The sequence below is a fragment of the Rhodothermales bacterium genome, assembly GCA_034439735.1.
In the GTDB taxonomy this organism is placed as follows: domain Bacteria; phylum Bacteroidota; class Rhodothermia; order Rhodothermales; family JAHQVL01; genus JAWKNW01.
The window spans coordinates 1-20,039 of record JAWXAX010000050.1 but is presented as its reverse complement, the minus strand read 5'-3'; the positions used below and the strand labels follow the sequence as shown (position 1 = coordinate 20,039).

At 63.1% G+C, this 20,039-nt stretch carries 18 protein-coding genes; all 18 read left to right on the top strand.

All coding sequences use genetic code 11. From position 1 onward, the window contains the following. A partial coding sequence (locus SH809_03380; protein ID MDZ4698727.1) for a phytoene/squalene synthase family protein occupies positions 1 to 799 on the top strand: 799 nt, incomplete at its 5' end. Continuing rightward, on the top strand, positions 796 to 1,473 hold the full coding sequence (locus SH809_03375; GenBank protein ID MDZ4698726.1) for an acyltransferase: 678 nt from the start codon (positions 796 to 798) through the stop codon (positions 1,471 to 1,473). The genes SH809_03380 and SH809_03375, both read left to right, overlap by 4 nt. Next, positions 1,470 to 2,537 (top strand): glycosyltransferase family 2 protein, encoded by a 1,068-nt coding sequence (locus SH809_03370; protein MDZ4698725.1) that lies wholly within the window; start codon positions 1,470 to 1,472, stop codon positions 2,535 to 2,537. Before SH809_03375 ends, SH809_03370 begins: the two co-directional genes overlap by 4 nt. A gap of 143 nt (positions 2,538 to 2,680) precedes the next feature. Further along, on the top strand, positions 2,681 to 5,503 hold the full coding sequence (locus SH809_03365; GenBank protein ID MDZ4698724.1) for a hypothetical protein: 2,823 nt from the start codon (positions 2,681 to 2,683) through the stop codon (positions 5,501 to 5,503). Positions 5,504 to 5,604: 101 nt separating this feature from the next. Continuing rightward, a complete protein-coding gene (locus SH809_03360) occupies positions 5,605 to 5,823 on the top strand; it encodes a LapA family protein (protein ID MDZ4698723.1) in 219 nt (72 codons plus the stop codon). A gap of 28 nt (positions 5,824 to 5,851) precedes the next feature. Further along, entirely contained in the window at positions 5,852 to 6,061 is a 210-nt protein-coding gene (locus SH809_03355) for a LapA family protein (protein ID MDZ4698722.1), read from the top strand. Positions 6,062 to 6,100: 39 nt separating this feature from the next. Further along, complete coding sequence (locus tag SH809_03350) at positions 6,101 to 7,015, top strand: LD-carboxypeptidase (protein MDZ4698721.1); 915 nt, start codon at positions 6,101 to 6,103, stop codon at positions 7,013 to 7,015. Positions 7,016 to 7,060: 45 nt separating this feature from the next. Next, positions 7,061 to 7,702 (top strand): phosphoribosylglycinamide formyltransferase, encoded by a 642-nt coding sequence (purN, locus tag SH809_03345; protein MDZ4698720.1) that lies wholly within the window; start codon positions 7,061 to 7,063, stop codon positions 7,700 to 7,702. A 9-nt stretch (positions 7,703 to 7,711) separates the two neighbouring features. Next, positions 7,712 to 9,307, top strand: coding sequence for a bifunctional phosphoribosylaminoimidazolecarboxamide formyltransferase/IMP cyclohydrolase (gene purH / locus SH809_03340; GenBank protein ID MDZ4698719.1), 1,596 nt, complete (start codon positions 7,712 to 7,714; stop codon positions 9,305 to 9,307). 51 nt (positions 9,308 to 9,358) lie between these two features. Continuing rightward, positions 9,359 to 10,369, top strand: a complete 1,011-nt coding sequence (locus SH809_03335) for a rod shape-determining protein (protein MDZ4698718.1) — start codon at positions 9,359 to 9,361, stop codon at positions 10,367 to 10,369. Positions 10,370 to 10,371: 2 nt separating this feature from the next. Continuing rightward, the gene (gene mreC / locus SH809_03330; protein MDZ4698717.1) at positions 10,372 to 11,193 is read left to right on the top strand and encodes a rod shape-determining protein MreC; all 822 of its coding nucleotides are present in this window, start codon (positions 10,372 to 10,374) and stop codon (positions 11,191 to 11,193) included. 64 nt (positions 11,194 to 11,257) lie between these two features. After that, positions 11,258 to 12,769: a D-alanyl-D-alanine carboxypeptidase/D-alanyl-D-alanine-endopeptidase gene (gene dacB / locus SH809_03325; GenBank protein ID MDZ4698716.1), complete on the top strand. Its 1,512-nt coding sequence runs from the start codon at positions 11,258 to 11,260 to the stop codon at positions 12,767 to 12,769. A gap of 113 nt (positions 12,770 to 12,882) precedes the next feature. Continuing rightward, positions 12,883 to 13,443 (top strand): ATP-dependent protease subunit HslV, encoded by a 561-nt coding sequence (hslV, locus tag SH809_03320; protein ID MDZ4698715.1) that lies wholly within the window; start codon positions 12,883 to 12,885, stop codon positions 13,441 to 13,443. A 168-nt stretch (positions 13,444 to 13,611) separates the two neighbouring features. Next, entirely contained in the window at positions 13,612 to 14,703 is a 1,092-nt protein-coding gene (locus SH809_03315) for an NYN domain-containing protein (GenBank protein ID MDZ4698714.1), read from the top strand. 53 nt (positions 14,704 to 14,756) lie between these two features. Then, positions 14,757 to 16,160, top strand: coding sequence for an ATP-dependent protease ATPase subunit HslU (hslU, locus tag SH809_03310; GenBank protein MDZ4698713.1), 1,404 nt, complete (start codon positions 14,757 to 14,759; stop codon positions 16,158 to 16,160). Between the two features lie 33 nt (positions 16,161 to 16,193). Further along, on the top strand, positions 16,194 to 17,198 hold the full coding sequence (locus SH809_03305) for a GNAT family N-acetyltransferase (protein MDZ4698712.1): 1,005 nt from the start codon (positions 16,194 to 16,196) through the stop codon (positions 17,196 to 17,198). 6 nt (positions 17,199 to 17,204) lie between these two features. Next, positions 17,205 to 18,854, top strand: coding sequence for a DUF6798 domain-containing protein (locus SH809_03300; GenBank protein ID MDZ4698711.1), 1,650 nt, complete (start codon positions 17,205 to 17,207; stop codon positions 18,852 to 18,854). Positions 18,855 to 18,922: 68 nt separating this feature from the next. After that, positions 18,923 to 20,039 (top strand): oligosaccharide flippase family protein (locus SH809_03295; protein MDZ4698710.1); only part of this gene is annotated, 1,117 nt, incomplete at its 3' end.

The following is a 20,039-nucleotide window of genomic DNA, read 5'->3' as shown; positions in this document are numbered from 1 at the left end:
GTATTTCTACTGCCGCACGATCGACAACATCGCCGACACCGCATCGAACGGGCAGGCACGGGATGCGGCGTTACGCGAACTCGCCACCGCGCGACGGGCGCTCGACGACACCCTCGCCGGCCGGCCGCCGGCCGCCGGACTCATCTGGCGTCGTCTCGCCGAACTCCATGAACGGTACACGCTCCATACGCCGCCACTGTACGAATTGATCGATGGCGCCGAGTGGGACCTGCGAGGCATCCATATCGAGACGGAGGACGACCTGATCCGGTATGCTAACCTCGTCGCCGGCAGCATCGGCTCCATGATGTTGCCGTTCCTGATCGACGAGCGCGACGACCTGCCCCGGCTGGAGGCGCCGGCGCGAGACCTGGGCATCGCCATGCAGATCACCAACATCCTGCGCGATGTCGGCGAAGATGCTCGTGCGTTGGGCCGCGTGTACATCCCAAGTGCGACGCTCGCTCGTTTCGGTTGTCGGGGAGCTGACCTTGCGTCCACAACCCTGCCCGAGGGTTACCCGGAGTTGATCGAGTACGTGATGGAGATGGCCGAAGAGTATTTCGTGAGCGGCAGATCCGGCATCGCCGCGCTCAACCGCTCCGTCCGCCCGGGCATCGAGGCGGCCGCCCGCATCTACCGCGAGATCCTGAACGAAATCCGCCGCCGCGATTACGATAATCTGAACGAGCGGGCGTATACTAGTCGGGCTAAAAAAGTGCAGCTCCTCCTCTTTGATACCTACGAGCGGCGCAAACGGCGCCTGCAGGGGCGCTCGCCGGCCCGCCTTACGGCATGATGCGATTCCTGGTGACCCGCCTGGTCCTACGTGGCCTGGCTTCTGCGTTCCGGCGCGTGTGTTGGGTGGGTGAGCCGCCGGTGTGGCCGGCGGACACGCCCGTGGTCCTCTACGCCAACCACCATCATTTCTTCGACGGCCATCTGCTGTGGTACGCCCTGCATCGGGGCCTGGGCCGATCCTTTTCGGTCTGGATGGAAGACTGGGACCGTTTTCCGATGTTCGCCGCCTGCGGCGCCATGCCTTTCCCTGCCGACGACCCCGCCCGGCGGCTAGCGACCATTCGGCGGACCGTGACCCGGATGCGCCGGCGCCCGATGTCCGGCCTCGCATACTTCCCTGAGGCCCGGCTCCATGCACCCGAGGAAGGCATCCACCCCTTCGGCAGCGAGGCGTTTTCCCGGTTCGATCGCCTCTTCCCTCCCTGCCTCTGGGTACCTGTGGCCCTTCATGTGACCTGGTGGGGGGAGTCCCTTCCAACGGCGTTGATCCACGCCGGCGAACCTCACGCCCACTCGACCGGCGACGAACATCAACGGCTGGAGCGGCTCTGGAGCAGCCTGCGGAACGAGCGACCCGCGCATACCACGGTGTTGTTCGATGGCCAAAAAAGCCCCGATGAGGCCTGGGACCTACGTTTCAGCCGCAGGATGTTCGAGCGGTACCTGCGATGAGCCTGTTCATTGTCATCTTCCATCTGGTGATGCTAGGCCTCTTCGCCGGCAACATCCGCTATCTTCACCTTCGCTCGAAAGGCCCCGCCGGCACACGCCCGACAGGCGCCCTCCCTTTTGTTTCGATCATGATCCCGGCTCGCAACGAGGAGGTGAACCTGCGCCGGCTGCTGCCAAGCCTCTTCAGGCAGTCCTACCCGCACTTCGAAGTCATCGTGTACGACGACGGTTCGGGAGATGGCACGCCCGCCGTGCTACGCGAGCTGGCCGAGCCACGGTTGAAAGCCCTTCGCGGCGAGGGTCCGCCAGAGGGATGGGTCGGCAAGGTGTATGCGCTGTACCAGGCGACCCGGCAGGCCACCGGGGAGGTGTATCTATTCCTCGACGCGGACGCCGAACTGCTCGAACCTGGAGCCCTGGGCCGGCTCGTTGAACACCATCAGGCCATGCCCGCGCCTGGTGTCCTTACGGTGCTTCCTCAGTACCGGGGCGGCGGCCTGTTGCTGGTCAGTGTGCTGCCGTACGCCATGCTCTCCGGCCTTCCCTGGCCGTTGGTGCGCCGGCTGCCTTCGCGCACTCTGGGGGCGTTGAACGGTCAGTGCTGGCTGATTTCGGGCGCGTTGTATCACCGGCACGAGCCACATCGGGCCGTGGCCCGCGAAGTGCTCGAAGATGTGATGATGGGGCGTTACTTAAAAAGCGCGGGGGTCATTCCGACCCTGGTGGAGGCCCGAGACACCCTCGCCGTCCATATGTATGGATCGCTTGGCGAAGCCTGGGCCGGCTTTCGCAAAAATGCCTACCTGCTTCTGGGCGGCGCGTTGATCCCGTTTATACCCCTGTTTGCTCTCTTCTTGGTAGTGTACACCCTGGCGCCACTCTTCGGCTGGGGTCCGCTTGTGATGGTCTACCTCGGCAAGCTCCTGAGCGACAGAAAAAGCGGAATGCCGCTCTGGGTGAGTCTGCTGGCTCCGCTTTCGTTTGTGATCGCGTCGATAGTACAGGTGGACTCGGCGCTGGCGCATCTCAGAGGGAATGTCTCCTGGAAGGGGCGATCGGTCTGAACATATGCCGGCGCTTCCGCTGGCATGGCATTGGAATTGCCGGGCGCACGGCGCAGGCGAAGGGTCCGCCCATGAGGCCCTTCACCAGACACTGCCGATCTGCCGTTCACCTTCACCCGGTTCCCCAGCACCGGCGCGCCCGCATGAAAATAACCTCGATCTCCCGCCCCGGTCTGTTCCTGCTCCTACTCCTCCTCACGGCGCTTTACATCCGCTTTGGTGCGGATAAGCCGGCGACAGAGCCTGCAGAAATCGGGCAAGAGCGGCCGGACAGAAAGGCAGAAAAGGCCCTGACGCAGCGCGCGCGCGACGCGTATTTCCATCAGATGCTTCGCGACCCCGCGACCGGGTCCATCCCGGACGCCATCCGCACCCGCGAAGTGGCCTTTGCGCGCACCCTGCCCCGCCGTGAGGAGGTCCCGGCCAAGTCCGGCGTTATGGCCCTGTTTTCGTGGCACGAGGCCGGGCCGTCCGGCATCGGAGGCCGGACACGAGCGCTGGCCGTGGACGTCGCGAACTCGAATACGATCCTGGCCGCCGGCGTGACCGGGGGTCTGTGGAAGTCCACCAACGCCGGCGTGAGCTGGACGCTGCGGAGCGACACCGAGGAGATGCTGAACATTACCGCCATCGCCCAGGACCCGCGGCCGGGCAACAGGAACCGGTGGTACGCCGGCGGCGGCGAATTGCGGGGGTCGGCCGGTGACAACGGTGGCCGGGCGTTCATTTATGGCAACGGGATCTACGTGTCGGAAGACAACGGCGACACGTGGCAGCTGGCGGCATTTAAGGCAGACCAGAATCCAAACATATTCGATTCTCAGTACGATTATGTCCATCGGATTGTCGTCAGCCCGACAAACGGCTTTGTGTACCTTGCCGTAAATGGCTACGGGATCTGGCGCTCGATCAACGAGGGGCAAACGTTCGCACCGCTCCTCGGGCCATTCGGCCTGCTGCCGATGTGGAGCGATGTCGCGATCGGGTCGGATGGCGCGCTCGTGGCCGTCCTGTCGACGGGCTTTGTGGAAAACCCGACGGAGCAATCCGGGATCTACCGATCCACCGACAACGGCGCGACCTGGGCCAACATCACGCCGGCCGGCTTTCCAGTAGAACACGAACGCTCCATCGTCGTCATCCCACCCTCCAACCCGAACGTCGCGTACGTGCTCACCTACACAGGCGAGTCCGAGTCGACGGGTGATCCCTTTGAGGACGAAACGATCGTGTTCTACAAGTTGAACCTTGCCGCCGGCACCGCGGAGGACCGCACCACCAACCTGCCCGACTACGGGCCTCCGGTGGGCATCATGAATACACAATTCAGCTACAACATGGCGATGGCCGCCGGTCCAGACGACGAGGACTTTCTGCTCATCGGCGGCATCAACCTGTTTCGCTCGCGCGACGGCTTCGCCACGCCGGCTGCGGCGCCCATCGAAAACTGGGTGGGCGGGTATGATATCAACAACAGTGTCGCCCAGTACCCCAACCAGCATGCCGATCAGCATGCGATCGTTTTCGACCCGGCCACGCCGGCGCGGGTCTGGACCGGGCACGACGGGGGGATCAGCGTCACCGAAAACATCGCCGCCTCGGGGACACGCATCGTGTGGAGCCGGCGTAACGAGGGCTACCACGTCACCCAGTATTATCATGTGAGCATCGCCCCGGAGGCCGGGGACGACCGCATCCTTGGCGGAACGCAGGATAACGGGAGCCCCTTTTTCCGATTCGACCCGACCACCTCCCTCGCCGGCGTGTCGAACGACCTCTCATCCGGGGACGGCGCCTACTCTTACCTGGGGACCGACTATGCGCTGGCGTCGTCGCAACAGGGCCGGCTGCTCCAATACGGGCTCGACGGGTCCGGCGCGCCATTTTTTACCGGCGAACTCACCCCGCCAGACGCCGCCGACCAGCTGTTCATCAACCCGATCGCCGTGGACGCCCGGGATGAAGCCGTCATCTATTACCCCGCGGGCCGGACGCTGTGGCGATACGGGGAAGAAGCCTCGAGCCTGGAAGACTGGCTCCAGCTATCGAGCCTGACCGTCCCGGGCGGCTATGTGATCAGCGCGCTGGCTTCGGCGGCGCGGGACACCGGCGCCGGCGTGCGATCCACCCTCTATTTCGCCGCCTCGAGTTTGGACGCACCGCCACTCGTGTACCGGCTGGACAATGCCACGACGGCGACGTCTGGTGCGGTCGCGCTCACCATGCCGAATGTACCCTCCGGCGCCTATGTCCACGAGATCGCGGTAAACTCGGCGGACGGCAACGAGGTGCTGGTGGTCGTCTCGAATTACAACGTCGAGAGCCTCTACCACAGCACCGATGGCGGAGCGGTATTCACCGGAGTGGACGGCAACCTGGGCGGCGCCGGCGTGGTCACCGGGCCCTCGATTCGCGCCGCGGCCATCCTTCCGGTGAATACCGGCATGGTCTATCTTGCCGGCGCGAGCACCGGGGTGTATGCGACCGAGACCTTAAATGGCTCCGCGACTGTCTGGGTGCAGGAGGCGGACGAGGTACTTGGCAAGGCCATCGTCCAATCGATTGCCGCGCGCGCTTCGGACGGGCGCGTGGCGATTGGCACCCATGGCCGGGGTGTGTTTATCGGGTCGTCCTTGCTCCCTGTTGCGATCGAAACGATTGACAGCCATCCGGCGGCGACGTACGTTCTTGATCAGAATTACCCGAATCCGTTTGGCGACGGCACCGAGATCGGCTTCTCGTTGCCCACCGCTTGCCGGGTGCGGTTGGTGGTATTCGATGTTGCCGGACGCCTGGTATCGACGCTCGTGAACGAAGAGATCCTCGACGCCGGCGCGCACCGCGTGGCTTTTTCTGCATCTTCTCTGGCGAGCGGTGCGTATATTTACACGCTCGAAGCGACGCCAGCGGACGGCACGGGCGACGGCCCCGTAGTGTTGACGAAGACCATGACGCTCGCTCGATGACTATCCCCGGTGATCAACTATCGTACTTCACCACCATACCTCAGCATCGTACTCCACCACAGTACTTCACCACCGTCCCTCGCGTTGAAGCCAGGAATTCCATGAACGTTCTCGTTTCGCTGGTACTCGCCGGGCTGGCCGTTTTTGTGGCCATCCAGAACCCCGGTGTCGTTCAGTTGCTGTTGGGGCCCTTCGAAATCACGGCCTCTTCCGGCATCATCCTCATTGCCTGTTTCGGGCTCGGCATGTTGGTCGGTATGGGCACCAGCATTCCAAGCGGCTGGCGGGCCTATCGTATAAACCGCGCCAAGGCGAGCTGATACCCACACTCCATCCTCGCACAACACCATGCGAACCATTCTCGCGTTTGCCCTCGCGCTGATTACGTTGCTTTTTGGCTTTGAGAATCAGCGACTGGTCAATATCCAGCTGGGGCCCTATACCATCGAAGGCACGGTAGCGGTCATCATGATCAGCACCTTCATCTTCGGGATCTTGACGGGCATTCTGGCCACGCTTCCGAGCAGCATCCGCCGGCGTCGGCTGATGAAAGGGTAGGGACGAGGCTCCTTGAAACCGCCGTCGCTCCGTCCGGGGGTGTCTACGATTGCCGTTGTAACCCCGGCCGGCCCTCCCCGGTCCGTCGTAGACCTGGAGCGGGGTTGCGCACTCCTCTCCGAGCGCGGCTATCATGTCGTGGGCCCCTCCAGGCGCCTGCCCTTCGGCTACCTGGCCGGGACGGACGAGGAGCGGGTGGGCGAACTCAACGATCGCCTGAATGACCCTTCGATCGATGCGTTGTTCTGTGCGCGCGGCGGGTTCGGCACCTTGCGGATTCTGGACCGGGTGGATTATGAAGCCCTCCGTAAGCGGCCCCGGCTGCTTGTCGGCTACAGTGACATTACTGCCCTGCAGCTCGCCTGGTACAGTCAGGCCGGCGTCCCCAGCATTTCCGGCCCGATGGTCGGCGTGGACTGGCCGGCCCTGCCCCCAGCCTACGAACAGCAGTTCTGGTCGCTCGCTTGCGGCGTATCGCCCACCCTGGATCCCGATGGGGCTACTCTATCTCCGGTGCGTTCGGGCGAGGTGGACGGTCTATTGCTCGGCGGCAACCTCTCCCTGATCGCCCGGCTCGTGGGCACCCCCTACCTTCCTTCGCTCGCCGGCGCGATCCTGTTTCTCGAAGACGTCGGCGAGTCCGCGTATCGGATCGACGGCCTCTTGGCCCAACTTCGTTTAGCCGGCTGGCTGGACCGTCTTGGGGGGCTTGTGCTGGGTGGTTTTACCGGATTCCCAGAACCCGACACGGATGCTCCCCTGTTCGACGCGCTCGTGGCGTCCTACTTCGACCGGGCCCCGTACCCCGTCGCCCGAGGCCTGCGGTATGGTCATTTCTCCGACAAAATTGCCGTTCCGATCGGAATTCACGCGCGGCTCACGGTATCCGACACGGCGGCCCGATTATCGCTGCTTGAAGGCGTGGTGGACGTTTCTGATTCCGCTCCGGTCTGATTATATTCCCACGGCTTTTGTCATGCCCTACCGACGCACACCTCGATGCAGTTAGCCGTATTCGCTTCCGGAAGCGGCTCAAATCTGGAAGCTATATTTAACGCGATCGACGCCGGCCGGCTGCCGGCTACGGTCGCGCTCGTCCTGAGCAATAAGGCCGGTGTCTTTGCGCTGGAGCGCGCACGATTGCGTGATGTCCCCACCATCGTGCTCGATCCTACCGGACGCGACGAAGCCGCGTATCTGGCCGACCTACTGGGGGTGTTGAATACACATGGGGTCGACTTCATTGCTCTGGCCGGTTATCTCAAAAAAATCCCCGCCGGGCTCGTGGCCGCCTTCCATGGTCGGATGCTCAATATTCACCCCGCGTTGCTCCCGGCATTTGGCGGGCCCGGGATGTTCGGGCAGCGCATCCACCGCGCGGCGATCGAGTACGGCGTGCGGTGGACCGGCGCCACGGTGCACCTGGTTGACGAAGCCTACGACACGGGCCCGGTGGTGCTCCAGGAGCCTGTTCCGGTAAAGCCCGACGATACCCCGGAGGTGCTTGCGGCGCGTGTGTTGGCCCTCGAGCATCGCCTCTTTCCCGAAGCGCTCGCCCTGTTTGCCGCCGGCCGCGTGCGTCTGGAAGGCCGGCGGGTCTTTATAGATGAGGCCCCTCGTCCTCCCGCTCACGCTGTTTGAATCTACCCTATGATTGCCGTAAAAGATCTGCCCGCGCCCGATGACCGCCGCCCCGTGCGCCGCGCTCTGCTTTCCGTTTCCGACAAGACCGACCTGGTCCCCTTCGCCGCCCGGTTGCATGCCCAGGGCGTCCAGTTGCTGTCAACGGGCGGGACCGCGACCGCCCTTCGAGCCGCCGGCCTGCCCGTCACCGACGTGTCCGATGTGACACGATTCCCGGAAATCCTCGACGGGCGCGTGAAGACCCTCCATCCCGCGATCCATGGCGGTCTGCTCGCCCGCAGGAACGATCCCGAGGACCTGGCGCAGCTTGACGCACACGGCATCGTCCCGATCGATCTCGTCGTCGTCAACCTGTATCCGTTCCGGCAGGCCGTCTCCGCGCCCGGCATCACCGATGCGCAGGCCATCGAGAACATCGACATAGGGGGCCCGGCGATGATCCGGGCCGCCGCCAAAAACTACTTCTTTGTCGCGGTGATCACCTCGCCGGCGGACTACGCCTCTGTCGCCGATGCGCTCGAGCGGGAGGACGGGCAGTTGGGGATGGCGACCCGCCGCCGCCTCGCCGCCGCCGCCTTTGCCCACACCCGTATGTACGATGGCGCCATTGCCGACTATTTCGCCGCTGGGCCGCCGACCGATGACGCAATGCCGTCGGAAATCACCCTCCGCGAACGGCGCTTCCAGACGCTCCGTTACGGCGAGAATCCACACCAACAGGCGGGCATCTACGGCACCATCGACGCGTTCGTGAAGACCCTGCACGGGAAGGAGCTGTCGTACAACAACATGCTCGACCTCAGCGCGGCGTTGCTACTGATCGATGAATTTCGCGACGAGGCCCCAACGTGCGCCATCCTCAAGCATACCAACCCCTGCGGCGTGGCCACGGCAGACCATCTTGTAGAGGCGTACGGGAAAGCGTTCTCGACGGACCGACAGTCGCCCTTTGGCGGCATCGTGGTGGTCAACCGCCCCCTGGACCGGGAGACCGCGGAGGCCATCGACCAGATTTTTACCGAGATCGTGATCGCGCCGGCGTATGAAGCTGGCGTGCTGGACTTCCTGATGCAGAAGAAAAACCGCCGGCTGATCGAGTCCCTCCGCCCGGCCCGCGACGACGCGCGGCCCGACGTACGATCCGTGTTGGGTGGCCTACTCGTGCAAGATCGCGACCCGGCGCTGCCTCCGTTCGCCGAACTCCAGGCCAACTGCCGCGTGGTGACGAAGCGCCAGCCGGACGCCGCCGAGTGGCGCGACCTGCTTTTCGCCTGGCGCGTCGTCAAACACGTAAAGAGCAACGCCATCGTCTATGTCCGCGACGGCATGACGATCGGGATCGGCGCCGGCCAGATGAGTCGCATCGATTCTTCAGAGATTGCCGTGCTCAAAGGCCGTAAATCGGAACTTGATTTCGCGAAATCTGTGGTAGCATCCGACGCTTTCTTCCCTTTCGCGGACGGCCTGCTCGCAGCAGCCGCCAGCGGCGCCCGCGCCGCCATTCAGCCCGGTGGATCGGTACGAGACGAGGAGGTTATCGCGGCCGCCGATGAACACGGCATCGCCATGGTGTTCACGGGCCAGCGCCATTTCCGACACTGATCGCACCCGGTCGATCAGTCAGCCGTTCAAGCATCCATCTCCCTCACCTTCATGCCCTTTTTCAAGTTTTCGCACGATGTAGCCATCGATCTGGGGACGGCGAATACGCTGATCCATATCGCTGGGCAAGGCATCGTACTCAATGAACCGAGCATCGTAGCGGTCGACCGCAGCACCCGTCAGGCCATCGCGATCGGCTACGAAGCCCAGCAGATGCACGAGCGGACTCATCCTCAGATCGAAACCATCCGCCCCCTCAAAGACGGCGTCATTGCGGACTTCGAGGTGGCCGAACAGATGATCCGCGGCCTGATCCGGAAGGTGCAGACCAACTGGTATACCTCCATCCGTCGGATGGTGGTGTGTGTGCCCAGCGGGATCACAGGCGTCGAGGAACGTGCGGTCCGCGAATCTGCCGAACGCGCCGGCGCGAAACAAGTGTATCTCATCAAGGAGCCCATGGCGGCCGCCATTGGGATCGGTATGAATGTCGACGAGCCGGTGGGCAACATGGTGGTCGACATCGGCGGCGGAACGACCGAGATCGCCGTGATCGCGCTTTCGGGCATCGTGATCGACGAATCGATCCGCGTCGCCGGCGACGAGCTGGACAACACGATCCTCCAGTATTTCAAGCGTAACCACAACCTGCTCATCGGGTTGCGAACCGCCGAACGCATCAAGTGCGAGATCGGCAGCGCCGTCGAGCTGGACCCCGAGCTGGAGATTTCGGTCAAAGGACGGGACCTCGTGAGCGGGATTCCCAAGATCCGTTCGATCTCGTCCGAAGACGTCCGCGAGGCGCTCAACGAGCCCATCGGGCAGATCGCCGCCGCCGTCCTCCACTGCCTGGAGCGGACGCCGCCGGAACTGGGGTCGGACATTCTGGAGCGCGGCATCATGCTGACGGGCGGCGGGGCGCTACTGAAAGGCCTCGACACCCTCATCCGGAACCGGGCCGAAATTCCGGTTTACATAGCGGAGGATCCCCTGACCGCCGTGGTGCGGGGAACGGGCAAGGTGCTCGAGAATCTGCATGTGTACGAAAAAGTGCTCAGCTAGCCATGAACGTCCGCCAATGGGCACACATACGGGACTGGGTGCTCCTGGTGGGTCTGCTCGGCGTTTCGGCGTTGATCATGCTGACGCAGAATACTCCCATTCTGCGTTCGCTGCGGGCCACCTCCATGGAGATCACGGCGCGTGTGGAAACGAACATGAGCTGGGTGGGTCGATACGTCCGAGCGCTCGAGGAGAATGACGCGTTGCAGCAGGAAAACATCCAGCTGAGCAGCCAGCTCGCGCGATCGCGCGAGGCACAACAGGAGAACGAGCGGCTTCGTCTGCTGCTGACGTTTCAGCAACAAACGCTCCACCGTCTGGCGCCGGCCCGGATCGTTGAAAAAGAGATCACGAAACAGCGAAATTTCCTGACGCTCAACATCGGGCGCGAGCAGGGAGTGGCGGTAGGGATGGGGGTGGTGGACGACCGGGGCATCCTCGGAAAAGTAGAGCTCGTAAGCGAACATTATGCGCGCGTCATGTCCTATCTGAATATGGACTTTCGGGTGCCGGCGAAGCTTCAATCCTCCAACGCGATGGGCATTGTCCGTTGGGAGGGCACGCTGCGCGATCAGTTGTTGATGGAGCATGTCATCAAGACCGAGCAGGTGGAAGTGGGCGACCTCGTGGTTTCGAGCGGTTATAGCGATGTATTCCCCGCCGGCTACCCCATCGGGGTCGTTGAATCCTACGAGCGACAGCCCGGTAAAAACCAATTGCTCATCTACCTCCGTCCTGCGTCCTCGATCGACACCGGGGATCATGCGTTTGTCGTGCTCGAGACGCCGGACCCCGAACGCGTCGAGATTGAACAGATGAACTGAGTGGCTCCATGGAGTACCAGCCGTGGGTACACATGACGCACTCCGAATCCAGAGGCCTTTCTTCATGATGCACTTCCGCACGCGGCTCTCCCTGGCCGCCTTTCTTGCGCTCGCGGCCGTCACCCCCCCGGCGCTGGCGCAACCCGAACCCACATCGCCCCAGGAACTGGGCCGCGCCATCGATGAACACCTGAAACAGCCCCTCTACGAAAACGCGATCTGGGCGGCGATCGTGATCGACCTCGCGAGTGGAGAGACCCTGTATCAGCGGCACCCCCGGATCAGCCTGATGCCGGCTTCGAACGCCAAGCTCTTTACCACGGCGGCCGTTCTGGAGCAGCTCGGGCCCGACTTTACCTATACCACCGACGTCTTTACCGACGGTACCATCGAGGCCGGCGTGATCACCGGCAACCTCATCGTCCGCGGCTCCGGCGACCCGGTCATCGGGGGGCGGTTCAACAAGGGGGATATGACCGAGGTGTTTCGGAACTGGGCGGAGATGCTCCGCCAGCAGGGCATCCACACCATTCAGGGGGACGTCATCGGAGACGACGACATCTTCGACGACACCCCGTTTGGGCCCGGGTGGAGCTGGGACGACGAGCCATTCGACTACGGCGCCGAGATAAGCGGACTCAGTTTTAACGACAACACCGTGAGCGTCATCATGACGGGCCGAGCCGCCGGCCGGCCCGCGGAGATCCGGTGGGAGCCGTTTAACACCCCGTACGTGGATATCCATAACGCGGCGGTCATCGTGCCGGCGGACGCGCGCAAGGACGAAGAGATCGAACGGCCCCGCGCGACAAACGCCATCCGGATTGCCACCGAGCTGCCGGCGGGTCGCATCGACACGACGGCCCTGGCCGTGACCAACCCTACCTTGTACTTCGTGCACGTCCTGCGCGACGTCCTCCGAGCAAACCGAATCGACGTTCGCGGCGAAATCCTGGATGTAGACGATTTGTCCTTGAAGCCGAACTATGCCAGCGCCTCGCGCCTCTTCAGCCACACCTCGCCCCCGCTCGCCCGCATCGTCGAGGTGATCAACAAGGAGAGCCAGAATCTGTATGCCGAACAAGTCCTGCGCACACTCGGGGTGGTGCGGCCGCAGCCCGACCCCGACCTGGACCCGGCGTCGACCGAGATGGGGATCGAGGCCGCGCGGTACACGTACGCCCGGGCCGGCGTGGACACAAGCCGCATCCAGCTCGTCGATGGCTCCGGCCTCTCGCGCATGAACCTCGTTACGGCAGAAATGACGGCCTCGCTGCTGCGGTACATGTGGCGCCATCCCGATGCAGCCGTGCGTCAGGCCTTTTTGGCCTCTTTGCCTGTAGCCGGAGTCGACGGCACGCTGGAACGCCGCCTCCGAACGGGGCCGGCGCTGCGAAACGTGCGCGCCAAAACAGGGACCCTCACCGGCGCAAGCGCCCTCAGCGGTTACGTCACCAGCGCCGCCGGGACGCCGCTTTTGTTCGTTCTGATGAGTAACAACCACACCGTGCGCGCCGGCGCCGTGCAGCGCACGCAAGACGCCGTCGTGCAACTACTTGCCCGGTATAATCGCTGAACGAGCGACCGCGTTCACCCGGGATTCATCCCCAGAAGACGTGAACCGAATCCCCCTCGATTCGTGTAAGGGCGTCTGTTTGATTCGATCTGTTAATCAATCCTGGGATGGGAATGAGCGGTATACATGCGACCACCGTGGTGGGCGTTCGGTACAAGGGACGCGTGGCGTTGGGGTCCGACGGTCAGGCGACCCTGGGGCAGACGATCATGAAACATAAAGCGCAGAAAGTGCGCGCGCTCCACGGTGGAAAAATCCTCGCCGGGTTCGCCGGCTCCACGGCCGACGCGTTTACCCTGTTCGAGCGCTTTGAAGAAAAATTACAGAAGTACGGCGGCATCGTCACCCGCGCCGCCGTCGAACTGGCGAAGGATTGGCGGACGGATCGGTACCTACGCCGGCTGGAAGCCCTGCTCGCGGTCGCCTCGCCGGAACGCCTTTTGCTCATCAGCGGCACGGGCGACGTCATCGAACCCGACGATGACATCGTCGCTATCGGCTCCGGCGGCCCCTTCGCCCTCGCCGCCGCGCGCGCACTGATCCAGAATGATCTCCCCCTGAGTGCGCGCCAGATCGTCGAGCAGAGCCTCTCCATCGCGGCCGATATCTGTATCTACACCAATCATCATCTGACGATTCTGGAACTCGACGGCGTGGCCGACGGGCCGGAGTAATCGAATCCTTCGTCGGCTTCAACAGTATATGTAGGGCAGATCACCTCAAGGGAATTTACTGCACAATGCGGTGCGACCGGGATTCATCCGATGCCCCCCGCTACTCTCACGCCAGCTGGCGTCCGGTCGAATCATAAAATCAATATTTATTAGACGTTACTTATTGAAATGATGCACAACCGACACGAAAAATCGCGCGTCGGCCGGGGGAACCTGGCAGCGATTCTGGTCGACTACGAGAACCTCTTCGCCACGCTTTCCGAACGTCTTGACGAAACCATCGACCCTCATGACTTTATTTCGGAGATTTTGGACGAATTGCTCCGTTATTTAAACGGCAAGGATTACGCGCAGACGGCCTTTTTTACCGCTTACGCGGACTTTGCGACGTTGAAAGGTCAGGGACTGGCGATTCAGCAGGCCCTCTACCGGAAAGGGCTGGAGCCCCGGTACGTGTCGACCGACCTGCACGCCGGCGCCGCCGAGTTGCAATTATGCGTGGACGCCATGGAACTGCTCCACACCCGCCCGGATATTCAGTCGTTTGTCCTGATCACGGGTAACCGCGTGCAGCTTCCCCTCGTCCAGCAACTCACCCGGCACGGACGCTCGCCGCTGGTGGTCGTGTTTGAGCCCGAGCCGGATATGGACCGCTTCGCCCGGCTGGATGCCGACGTGATTCTGGCCGCCGCGGACCTCATCAGCGATGCGGCTCGCCGGCAATTGGGTGCACCAAGCCAGGCGCCAGGCGCCGCCCGATCCGGTGGACACCCCCGACGCGCGCCCAGCACTCCGCTGCGCGACGCCACGCACCATGCCGTGACCGACGCCGTCGCCTACCGGACGCTCGAGGTTATCGAAGAGTTTTTCGGGCAATACGAAGAAGTATACCTCACGCCGTTACTGCGCAAGCTCTCCGAAGCCCTGGATAGCGACGAGCCAGATCCCAAGTCGGTCATCAATAAACTGGAGGAGGCCGGCGCGGTGTGGCTCGAAAAACGTCGAGGCTTCCCGTATGACTACACGGTACTCATCGTGGACCGAGACCACCCGGACGTTCGCCAGATCGCGGAGGCCCTCAGCCAACGGGAACCGTTCGGCGAGGAATATGACGGCGGTGAGGCATTTGCGAGCGAAGGCGACGCGTTCGACGAGGAATTTGAATACACTGATCCGGAGTTCGATGCGCCGGAAGACGATTTCGTCGACGACGCCCGCGAACCCAACGCACACGGCGACTTCCGCACGGGCAGCAAGTAGCCTCCCGCACCTTCCTGTTGGTAGCCGGCTCGTGCCGTGTTTCCCGCCTGTATATGATGCACGTAGAACGTACCCCCCGCCAGATCGTCGCGGAACTCGATAAGTATATTATCGGACAGACGGAAGCAAAAAAGAGCGTCGCCATCGCTCTCCGTAATCGGTGGCGTCGCAAGAATGCTCCGGAAGACATCCGCGACGAGATCATGCCGAATAACATCATCATGATCGGGCCGACAGGTGTGGGTAAGACCGAAATTGCCCGCCGGCTCGCGAAACTGACCGGTGCGCCGTTTATCAAGGTAGAGGCGACCAAGTTCACGGAGGTCGGTTACGTCGGGCGCGATGTCGATAGCATGATCCGCGATCTCACCGACATGGCGATCTCGATCGTGCGGGACGAATACAAGGAGGGTGTCCAGGAGCGGGCCGCCGAACTGGCGGAAGACCGCATCCTGGACATCCTCATCCCTCCAGCGTCCCGTCCCTCGGGCGAGATGACGCTGGGTCCGGGCTTTGTCGTCCGCCCCTCGGAGGCGGTGAGCGAGACCCCCAGCGACGCTGAAATGCGTGATCGCACCCGCCAGAAGTTTCGGGAGAAGCTGAATCGGGGTGAGTTGGATGACCGGGAGATCGAAATCGAAGTTTCCTCGGACCATACCCCGATGATGCAGGTCTTCGGCCCAATGGGCATCGAGGAGATGGGCATGAACATGCAGGAGTTGTTCGGCAACCTCGGAGGCGGGAAGCGTAAGAAACGCCGGCTGCCTATTTCCGAGGCGCGGCAGCTACTCGCGCAGGAAGAGGCCCAGAAGCTGGTGGACATGGACAAAGTGACCCGCGAGGCGCTCGAACGCGTCGAACAGAGCGGGATCGTGTTCATCGACGAAATCGACAAGGTAGCGGCGCGGGGCGGCGAGGGACGTGGCGGGCCGGATGTCTCCCGCGAAGGCGTCCAGCGAGATCTGCTCCCGATCGTAGAAGGGTCGACCGTGATGACCAAACACGGGATGGTACGCACCGACCACATCCTGTTTATCGCGAGCGGCGCCTTCCACATCGCCAAGCCGAGCGACCTCATCCCCGAGCTTCAAGGCCGATTCCCGATCCGCGTGGAGCTGAACAACCTTACCGAAAAGGATTTCTACGACATCCTCACGCTCCCTAAAAACGCACTGCTGAAGCAATACGCGGCGCTGATGCAAGCCGAAGGCGTGGAGATCTCGTTTGACGACGACGCCGTACGCGAAATCGCCCGGATCGCCGCCAAGGTGAACAGCGATGTGGAGAATATCGGCGCACGCCGGCTCCATACGATCCTGACGACGTTGCTCGAAGATATCCTGTATGACATCCCCGACAACGAATCGCTTAAGTCGATCGTAATCGATGCCGCGCGGGTCCAGGATCGCCTCGGCGCCGTTTCGGAAAACCGGGATTTGAGTCAGTATATTCTCTGACATTCCTCCTTCCGCCTCTTCGATCCCCATCCCATGAGCGCCAGCGCCGGCTCTTCCCCCACCGTTTCCGTGGTGTGCGGATCGCCCGACGACGCTCCGCCCGCTGAAGGATGGTCGGCGCTGCTGACGAAGTCGTCTGTAATAGATCCCGCGTTTTTGGTGGAGGTGGCGAGGATTCTTGGCGGCGCGCTGCGTCTCCGCCCTCGGATCTACCTCGCCGGCGAAGCCGGCAAAACACCCCTTGCTGGCGCCATCATCCACGAAAAGCGGCGCGGACCGTTCCGATTGGGCGTCGTACCCGCGTTCACCTCGTACACCCCCTGGCTGGTATCACCTCCCAGCACGTCCTCGTCCGTACATGGGCGAGAGGCAATCGAGGAGCGGCTCCTGGAGGCCATCGAACGCGATTTCGACCAGGTAAGGCTTCATCTCCCCCCCTCCGTCCTCGACATGAGGCCATTCCAGTGGCGGGGCTGGACAGTCTCCGTGTTTTACACGTATCGAATTACGCTCACGCCGGCCGTGGATCCGGAGGCGACCTGGTCGGCCTCCATACGGCGTCACTTCCGTACGGTACGACAGGGCTTCGACTTCCGCGAGGAAACCGGCACCGGTGAAACGCTGATCGCGCTGAGTCGCGCCAGTTATGCCCGGCACAACCGACGTTTCCCGGCCGACCCGGGCGCGCTGGCTGGGTCCGTGGCGGAGTTGCAACGGATGGGATTCATCCGCATATTCACCGTGCGCCGAGCCTCCTCCTCGGAGGTCGAAGCCGCCGTCGGGCTGCTGTTTGCCCGCGACACGGCCTATTACTGGATGGCGGGCAGCATACCGGGCGAGGCGATGACCGTGTTGCTCGGGCAGCTGCTGGGGCTGTTACGCGACGAAGGGGTGACCACGTTCGACTTCGCCGGCGCCAACACACCCACGATAGCCGAGTTCAAACGACGTTTTGGCGGGGTTTTAACGCCCTATTTCACCGCCGAACGCATCGCGCATCCGATGCTGAAGGCCTTTGCCCTCGTGAAGTCCCGGTAACGCCTCGTGTCGCTCACCTCTCCTTCTGAAGGCTCGCCCCTCCCCGCTCCGGCCATGCCGGATGCGCCGCCGCCGCCCTATCTGTTTTTGGGGCTGTGTCTCGCGCTCTACCTCACGCGGTTCGGCTATGGCTACGGAATGAGCGACCAGGACGAGTTTCTCCCTTCTTTGCTACATCGGATGGACCCGTTGCTCCTGGGCAATGACTGGTTCGTGCAGACGCAACAGGCCGCATTCAGCGTCCGGACCTATTTCACGCTCTTGCTCCATGGCCTGGCGCTGGTCCTGCCGCTGCCTCTGGCCGTGTTTTTCCTCTACGTCGTGTCATGGGTCGGGATCGCGTATGGCCTATTTCGTCTTGCGGAGCGGCTCAGCGGACGCCGGCTCGCCGGTTTTATCGCGGTGCCGGCTTTGTTACTGGCGACACCCCAGTGGACGCTGGGAGGCAACGACTTCGCGCACAGCATGCTTGCACCGAGTATGGCTGCCTGGGCACTCGGCCTACAGGGCCTTGCGGCGTCTATGGAGGACCGGAGAGTCGCAGCCAGCGTGTGGATGGGCGTGGCTACCTGGATGCAAGCGCTGGTAGGGCTGCACCTGGCGCTTCTCGGGGCGATCGTCGCTCTGCTCTCACCGGGGCGTCCGATAGGGACAACCGCCCGTTTCATCGGCGTCTATGCCCTCGTCGCAGCTCCGGCGCTAGGGCCATTGTTTTACCAGCAGTTTGCCGCCGAAGCCATGCCGGACGTCGATCTTTATTACATCATGGCTCGTTTCCGGATACCCCATCATTATCTTTTTGACTCCTTCTCGGAGCGATCACTTGTCCGGTTTGGCCTGCTGGCCATCGGGGGGCTGGGGGGATGGTTTCTGGCGAGGCCATTTGTCGATCCCGCCCGATTGCGCAAGGTGATCGTCGTGCTCGCTGCCATCGTCCTCATCGATATGGGCGCCTATGTGGCCACGGAGCGTCTGCATCTGCTCGGCATCGCCAAACTTCAGTTATTCATGTTGACGGTGCCGGCCAAGCTGTTGCTGGTCACCGGGGGGGCAGCAGCCGTGGCGTGGCGATTGCCGGCGCGTGTCGCACGGACAGTGCAGCGGATGCTGGAGGGGTCGATTTGGCAGGCCAGCGCCCTGGGCTTGTTGTTGGTCGGGGTCGGTTGCCTGCATCTGGCCGGCATCAACGTACTTTCGCAGCGTATCCATCCGCTCAGCCAGCGCAGTTCGCCGAGCGCGGCCATGGAAGCCTGGGTGCGCGCATTTACGCCGGCGAATGCCGTCTTCGCGACGCCCCCATCGCTGTCGTCTTTCCGGACCGGCGCGCAGCGTGCGATCGTCGTCAACCACAAAGCCTTTCCGTACCGCGACGCCGACATCGCGATCTGGTTCGAGCGCCTGCTCGATATGGCGCCGATAGTCCTCCCCGAGCGGACCGATACGACACTGACAACGCGGCTCGACGCCGCGTACGATGCCTTGACGCCGGCCGACCTGGCCGTGCGGGCCGAGCGATACGGGTTCGTGTACGCCGTGAGAACATCCCCCTGGGCCGACTCTCTTCTCCATCCAGTCGCTCCCGGCGTGGATCCACCACGACTCGTACACGTCTCGCCACCCTGGCATCTCTACCAGCTGGCCGGCGACGCGCCATGAGCCGAACCCACAGGAAAGGAAGTTTTGGGGCATCGGTGGGCACCTTGCTCTCGGGAAGCGCGGGCGCGATGGCGATTGCATACCTGGCCCAGCCCGTCCTCGCACGGCTGTACAGCCCGGAGGCCTTTGGCAGCCTTGATCTATTTCTGTCGATCTTCAGTCTGTTGATCCCCGTAGCCTCCCTCCGCTACGAGGATGCCATGATGTTGCCCGAGCGCGACGAGGAGGCGTTACATGTCACGTGGCTGGCCTTGATCCTGATGATCGTCGTTAGCCTGGTGGTGGCCCTGTTCGCTCTGCTGATTGGCGATGCCGTGCTGGGGGCCGGACTGTATGGATGGGCGATCTGGTTGGCGCCGGCCCTGTTTCTCGCGCGGCTGGGGAAGATTGCGGAAGTGTGGCTGACCCGGAAACGGCGATTTGGAAGCCTGTCGCAGGGACAGATCGGACAGGCGATGGCCACGACGGCCGTCCGGCTCGCCGGCGGTATGAAGGATGCCGGCGTGGGCGGGTTGATAGGAGGTTTTTTTGCCGGCCAGGGCGTAAGCGCCATGGTGTGGGTGGGGCTGGCGTTCAACAACGGCTGGCAGACCCTGCCCGGGGCGCTTCAATGGAAGAAAATCGGGGCGGTGATGCGTCGTTTTCGGCGTTTTCCGCTATTTTCGATGCCTTCTTCATTGCTCAATGCCCTCGTCACCCGGCTTCCGTTTTTGGTCCTGGCCTATTACGCCGACCCCGCCGCCGTGGGTTATTTCGGCCGTGCCTTTGCCGTGCTGGCGGTACCGTTGAGCGTACTGGGCGGGGCCGCTTCTCAGGTCTTTTTTGTGGATGGCGCGGAAGCGATCCGGCGTGGCACCCTGGCCGCGTTGACGGCGCGCGTGTATGGGCGACTGGTCGCAATGGGGCTCTTCCCAACGCTGGCGCTGGTAGTGGCGGGGCCCGAGCTGATGACGGTCGTGTTCGGCCCCCCGTGGCGAGAGGCCGGCGTATTTCTTCAGATTCTCGCGCCGTGGCTCTTTCTGGCCTCTGTGGCCTCGGCGCTGACGCGGGTATTCGACATCATGGAGCGTCAGCGGCTGGATCTGGCGAGCAGCGCGGGGCTCTTCGTCGTACAGGCCACCGCGCTCCTCGTGGCAGGCCAGACGGGCGACGTGTATACGATAGTCTGGGCTGCCGGCATCGCCG

Coding starts and splice junctions, on each gene's coding strand:
- dacB (MDZ4698716.1), top strand. CDS start 11,258: ATGATGCACTTCCGCACGCGGCTCTCCCTGGCCGCCTTTCTTGCGCTC.
- SH809_03335 (MDZ4698718.1), top strand. CDS start 9,359: ATGCCCTTTTTCAAGTTTTCGCACGATGTAGCCATCGATCTGGGGACG.
- SH809_03375 (MDZ4698726.1), top strand. CDS start 796: ATGATGCGATTCCTGGTGACCCGCCTGGTCCTACGTGGCCTGGCTTCT.
- SH809_03360 (MDZ4698723.1), top strand. CDS start 5,605: ATGAACGTTCTCGTTTCGCTGGTACTCGCCGGGCTGGCCGTTTTTGTG.
- purH (MDZ4698719.1), top strand. CDS start 7,712: ATGATTGCCGTAAAAGATCTGCCCGCGCCCGATGACCGCCGCCCCGTG.
- SH809_03355 (MDZ4698722.1), top strand. CDS start 5,852: ATGCGAACCATTCTCGCGTTTGCCCTCGCGCTGATTACGTTGCTTTTT.
- hslV (MDZ4698715.1), top strand. CDS start 12,883: ATGAGCGGTATACATGCGACCACCGTGGTGGGCGTTCGGTACAAGGGA.
- SH809_03370 (MDZ4698725.1), top strand. CDS start 1,470: ATGAGCCTGTTCATTGTCATCTTCCATCTGGTGATGCTAGGCCTCTTC.
- SH809_03305 (MDZ4698712.1), top strand. CDS start 16,194: ATGAGCGCCAGCGCCGGCTCTTCCCCCACCGTTTCCGTGGTGTGCGGA.
- SH809_03315 (MDZ4698714.1), top strand. CDS start 13,612: ATGATGCACAACCGACACGAAAAATCGCGCGTCGGCCGGGGGAACCTG.
- mreC (MDZ4698717.1), top strand. CDS start 10,372: ATGAACGTCCGCCAATGGGCACACATACGGGACTGGGTGCTCCTGGTG.
- SH809_03365 (MDZ4698724.1), top strand. CDS start 2,681: ATGAAAATAACCTCGATCTCCCGCCCCGGTCTGTTCCTGCTCCTACTC.
- purN (MDZ4698720.1), top strand. CDS start 7,061: ATGCAGTTAGCCGTATTCGCTTCCGGAAGCGGCTCAAATCTGGAAGCT.
- hslU (MDZ4698713.1), top strand. CDS start 14,757: ATGATGCACGTAGAACGTACCCCCCGCCAGATCGTCGCGGAACTCGAT.